The organism is Centipeda sp. (in: firmicutes), from assembly GCF_057271695.1.
The window spans coordinates 1-4,929 of the sequence record NZ_DBHIVL010000113.1; the positions used below are offsets into that span (position 1 = coordinate 1).

Below are 4,929 nucleotides of genomic sequence, written 5' to 3' on the forward strand. Positions count from 1 at the left end.
CGGGCAAAAAAGATGCGTCAAGATGGCGGTGCTGAATTTATCAGTGCTTCCTTTAAGGAGAGTTTACCATGGCAGATGTATTGCTGCAAATAAAGGATCTTCATGCGGGCGTGGAGGGCAAGGAGATTCTAAAGGGGCTGAATCTCACTGTTCGCAAGGGCGAGGTGCATGTTATCCTTGGGCCGAACGGTTCGGGCAAGTCGACGCTGATGAATGTCATCATGGGGCATCCAAAGTATGAGATGACGGGCGGCAGCCTCCTGCTTGAGGGTGAGGATATCGGTGCGCTGCGTGCCTTTGAGCGTGCGCGACGTGGGCTGTTCCTTGCATTCCAGACACCGGAAGAGATTCCGGGCATCACGGTGGAGAATATGATCCGCACGGCGCGTCAGATGATGACGGGCGAAAAGGTGAAGCTCATGCCGTTCCGCAAGGAGCTGAATGCGATGATGGCAGAGCTGAAGATCGACCCGAGCTATGCACAGCGTTATCTCAACGTAGGATTCTCGGGCGGCGAGAAGAAGCGCAGTGAGGTGCTGCAGCTGCTCATGCTTCAGCCAAAGCTGGCGTTGCTCGATGAGACGGATTCGGGGCTCGATGTGGACGCCGTACAGATTGTGTCCGAAGGTGTGGCGAAGTTCCATACGACGGAGAATTCCTGTCTCATCATCACGCATAACGCGCGCATTCTTGATAAGCTGAAGGTGGATTATGTGCACGTGGTCGCGCAGGGGAAGATTGTGCGCGAGGGCGGTGCGGAACTCATTCAGCAGATCAACAAGGAAGGTTTTGCCAATATCCTTGCGTCCCAGGATCAAGTGGGGTGAGCCGAATGGGGGATTTTGTACCAAAGAAAAAAACACAGGTCGCCGACATTGAGCGGACGATCTACGATATTACGAATGAAGATCGCTCGGCATATAAGTCGCAGTCGGGTCTGACGGAGGAGATCATTCGCGATATCTCAGCACGCAAGAATGATCCAAAGTGGATGCTCGATTTTCGTCTGAAATCATTGGACGTTTACCACGCAACGCCGATGCCTGCATGGGGACCGGATCTCTCCGAACTGAATATGGATGATATCGTGACCTATGTGCGTCCCGATGCGAAGATGGTCGGGGACTGGAATGAGATGCCCGAGGACATCAAGGATACGTTCGACCGTCTGGGGATTCCCGAGGCGGAGAAAACGTCGCTCGCAGGGGTCGGCGCGCAGTACGACTCCGAGGTGGTTTACCATTCGATTCAGGAGTCGCTCGTGGAGCAGGGCGTTGTGTATACGGACATGGAGACGGCACTGCAGGAGTACGGTGACATCGTACAGCAGTATTTCATGACGCTCGTGCCGCCAAAGGCGCATAAGTTCGCCGCGCTGCACGGTGCGGTCTGGTCGGGCGGTTCGTTCGTCTATGTCCCCGAGGGGGTCAAGGTAGACATCCCGCTACAGTCCTATTTCCGACTGAATGCGGCGGGGGCGGGGCAGTTCGAGCACACGCTCATCATTGTGGAGAAGGGCGCGAGCCTACATTTCATCGAGGGGTGCTCTGCGCCAAAATACAATGTGACGAATCTCCATGCGGGCTGTGTCGAGTTGTTCGTCAAGGAGGGGGCACGTCTGCGCTACTCGACGATCGAGAACTGGTCGCGCAATATGATGAATCTCAACACGAAGCGTGTGAAGGTGGAGAAGGACGGTGCGATTGAGTGGGTGTCCGGCTCGTTTGGCTCGCACGTTTCCATGCTCTATCCGACGAGCATTCTGCATGGGGAGAATGCGACCTGTGAGTTCACGGGGGTGACGTTTGCCTCGAAGGGGCAGGAACTGGACACGGGTGCGACGGTGATCTTCGATGCGCCGAACACGTCGGCGAATATCAGTTCACGCTCGATCTCGAAGTCGGGCGGTATCGCGATCTACCGCAGTGGGGTGAAGGTGACACCGCGTGCGGTCGGGGCAAAGTGCTCTGTCAACTGCGAGTCGCTGATGCTGGATGCGGAGTCGCGCAGCGATACGCTGCCCGTGATGGATGTCGCGTGCGATGCGGTGGACATCGGTCATGAGGCGAAGATCGGGCGGATCAGCGACGAGGCAATTTTCTATCTGATGAGCCGTGGAATCGACGAGGAGGAGGCGCGTGCGATGATTGTGCGCGGCTTTGTCGAGCCGATTGCGAAGGAGCTGCCGCTTGAGTATGCGGTTGAGATGAACAACTTGGTCAATATTGAGCTGGAAGGAACGATGGGGTGATGGCAATGCAGGATGTATTCAGCCGTATCCCCATGCCGACATGGCGTTGGCTCGGGGTCAATGATCTCCCCGTGCCTGCGGGGCTTGCGGACAACAAAGATGAAATCAAACTCTCCGCTGCTGTTGGAGAGTGTTCAAAACATATTGTGGAGCTGCGCGAGAACGGTGCGCAGGAGATCTATGTGGATGTTGCCGAGGGCGCAGAGCTTGCGCTGACCTACATCCAGTTTGCACCGACCGACGTGCCTGTGGCGAGCCGCATTCACGCAAATGTGGCTCGCGGGGGACTGTTCTCCTGCACGCTCATTGAGGCAGGGGCTGTCCATACGGCATCCGAGCTGTGTGTGACGCTTGCGGGTGATGAAGCACGCGCGGATGTCTGGGGGCTGTACTTCGGGGATGAGGAGCGTAAGATCGACCTCAACTATATCATCCGTCAGAAGGGACGGCATACGGACGCGAATATGCAGGTACGCGGTGCTCTCCTCGGAAGCAGCGTCAAGACGTTTCGCGGGACGCTGGACTTCATCGAGGGGGCGCGTGGCTCGGTTGGCAAGGAGGACGAGGAGGTCATGATTCTCTCGCCTCATGCACGCAATCGCAGTGTTCCACTCATGCTCTCACACGAGGGCGATGTGGACGGGCATCATGCAGTCAGCATCGGGCGAATGGATGAGGACAAACTCTTCTATCTGATGAGCAGAGGGCTCGACGAGCGTGCGGCGCAGCAGCTGATTGTCGAGGCATCCTTTGAGCCGGTACTGGCACGCATTGAGTGTGACGAACTGCGTACGGAGATCGGCAGCTACCTTGAGAGGAGACTTTTGGGTGGAACGCAGGAATAACGAGTATTTGCAGGATTTCCCGATTCTGCAGACGAAGATGAACGGTCGCCCCATTGTCTACCTCGACAACGGAGCGACGACGCAGAAGCCGGAGGCGGTCATCAAGGCGGTTGCCGACTACTGCACCTACTGCAACGCAAATCCGCATCGGGGCGCATACGAGCTGTCGGTCAAGGCGACGGACATCTACGAGACGGCGCGTGTGCGGACGCAGAAATTCATCGGTGCAGCACGCTCTGAGGAGATCATCTTCACAAAAAATGCGACGGAGGCACTGAACCTCGTCGCATACAGCTACGGGCGTGCGAATATCCGCGAGGGGGATGAGATCGTCATCACGGTCTCGGAGCACCACAGCAACATTGTACCGTGGCAGTTCGTCGCCAAGGCGCGTGGTGCGGTACTCAAGTACATCTATCTCGAGGAGGATGGCAATCTCTCCGCAGCGGATATTGCGGCGCAGATTACGGAGCGGACAAAGATTGTCGCCGTGACCCACGTATCGAATGTGCTTGGTCTCGTCAACGATGTGCGTGCGATTGCCGACCGCGCTCATGAGGTCGGGGCAGTTATCGTCGTGGACGGCTCACAGAGTGTACCGCATATTGCGGTGGACGTGCAGGCGATGGATGCGGATTTCTTTGCGTTCTCGGGGCACAAGATGCTCTCGCCGATGGGCATCGGTGTGCTCTATGGGAAATACGATATCCTCGATGCCATGCCGCCGTTCCTCTTTGGCGGCGATATGATCGACTATGTGGGCGAGCAGGAGACGACCTATGCGGAGCTGCCGGCGAAATTTGAGGCGGGAACGCAGAACGTCAGCGGAGCATCGGGGCTGATTGCAGCGATTGACTACCTTGAAAAGGTCGGATTTGACCGCATTGAGCGGATCGAGCGCGATCTCATTTCGTACGCACTGCCGAAGCTACGCGAATTGCCCTTTGTGGAGCTCTACGGCTGTGACAGTGCTCGCGACAATAAGACGGGCATTATCACGTTCAATGTGAAGGACATACATCCGCATGACGTGGCGTCGATTCTTGACAGCTACGGTGTTGCCATCCGTGCGGGGCATCACTGTGCGCAGCCCCTCATGCGCTATCTCGGGCAGAATGCGACCTGTCGTGCGAGCTTCTATCTCTACAACACCCATGAGGACATCGACCGCTTCATTGAGGCACTGAAAAAGGTACGGGGGGTGCTCGGTTATGGCGACTGAGACAGCGGCGATCAGCGAGCTCTATACGGAGGTCATCGGCGAGCATAGCCGCTCGCCCGAGAACAAGGGAGCACTCGCCTCTGCGACCGTGCGCGAGCGCGGACACAATCCAAGCTGCGGCGATGAGATCACGCTTGAGCTTGAGATTGTAGACGGCATCATCAAGGACGGCGGCTTTACAGGTGTCGGCTGTGCGATTTCACAGGCGAGCACAGACATCATGATTGACCTCATGCGCGGCAAGACGGTCGAGGAGGCGCACAGGCTTGCGCAGCTCTTCACCGCAATGATCAAGCGCGAGGTCACGGATGACGACGTGCTTGAGGAACTGGATGAAGCGGTCGCGCTCAAGAATATCTCGAATATGCCGGCGCGCGTAAAATGTGCGGTGCTTGCATGGCATACGCTCGAAGATGTTCTGAAAGAAGGACAAACGTCATAAGACAAGGGCTGCTTTGGGAAGTTTTTCGCTTCTCAGAGCAGTCCTTTCGCATTTTTCATTGTATGAATACTAGCTTTTTTGATGATGTCCATGTATAATAAAAAAGTATTGCATAATTAGGGAAGCACTGATAAATTCAGCGCCGCCATCTTGACGCATCTTTTTTGCC

General features: G+C 56.3%; 5 protein-coding genes. All 5 read left to right on the forward strand.

The features are described 5' to 3' along the window. Window positions 1–68: 68 nt before the first annotated feature. Genes sufC through sufU form a run of 5 tightly spaced genes read left to right on the forward strand, consistent with a single transcriptional unit; the run spans window position 69 to window position 4,760 of the window. Window positions 69–827, forward strand: coding sequence for a Fe-S cluster assembly ATPase SufC (sufC, locus tag ACO6BQ_RS11900; protein WP_489121223.1), 759 nt, complete (start codon window positions 69–71; stop codon window positions 825–827). A 5-nt stretch (window positions 828–832) separates the two neighbouring features. Then, the gene (sufB, locus tag ACO6BQ_RS11905) at window positions 833–2,251 is read left to right on the forward strand and encodes a Fe-S cluster assembly protein SufB (protein ID WP_489121226.1); all 1,419 of its coding nucleotides are present in this window, start codon (window positions 833–835) and stop codon (window positions 2,249–2,251) included. Beyond that, entirely contained in the window at window positions 2,251–3,096 is an 846-nt protein-coding gene (locus ACO6BQ_RS11910; protein WP_489121228.1) for a SufB/SufD family protein, read from the forward strand. Before sufB ends, ACO6BQ_RS11910 begins: the two co-directional genes overlap by 1 nt. Then, complete coding sequence (locus ACO6BQ_RS11915) at window positions 3,080–4,318, forward strand: cysteine desulfurase (RefSeq protein WP_489121230.1); 1,239 nt, start codon at window positions 3,080–3,082, stop codon at window positions 4,316–4,318. Before ACO6BQ_RS11910 ends, ACO6BQ_RS11915 begins: the two co-directional genes overlap by 17 nt. Further along, complete coding sequence (gene sufU / locus ACO6BQ_RS11920; protein WP_489121232.1) at window positions 4,308–4,760, forward strand: Fe-S cluster assembly sulfur transfer protein SufU; 453 nt, start codon at window positions 4,308–4,310, stop codon at window positions 4,758–4,760. Before ACO6BQ_RS11915 ends, sufU begins: the two co-directional genes overlap by 11 nt. Window positions 4,761–4,929 lie beyond the last annotated feature (169 nt).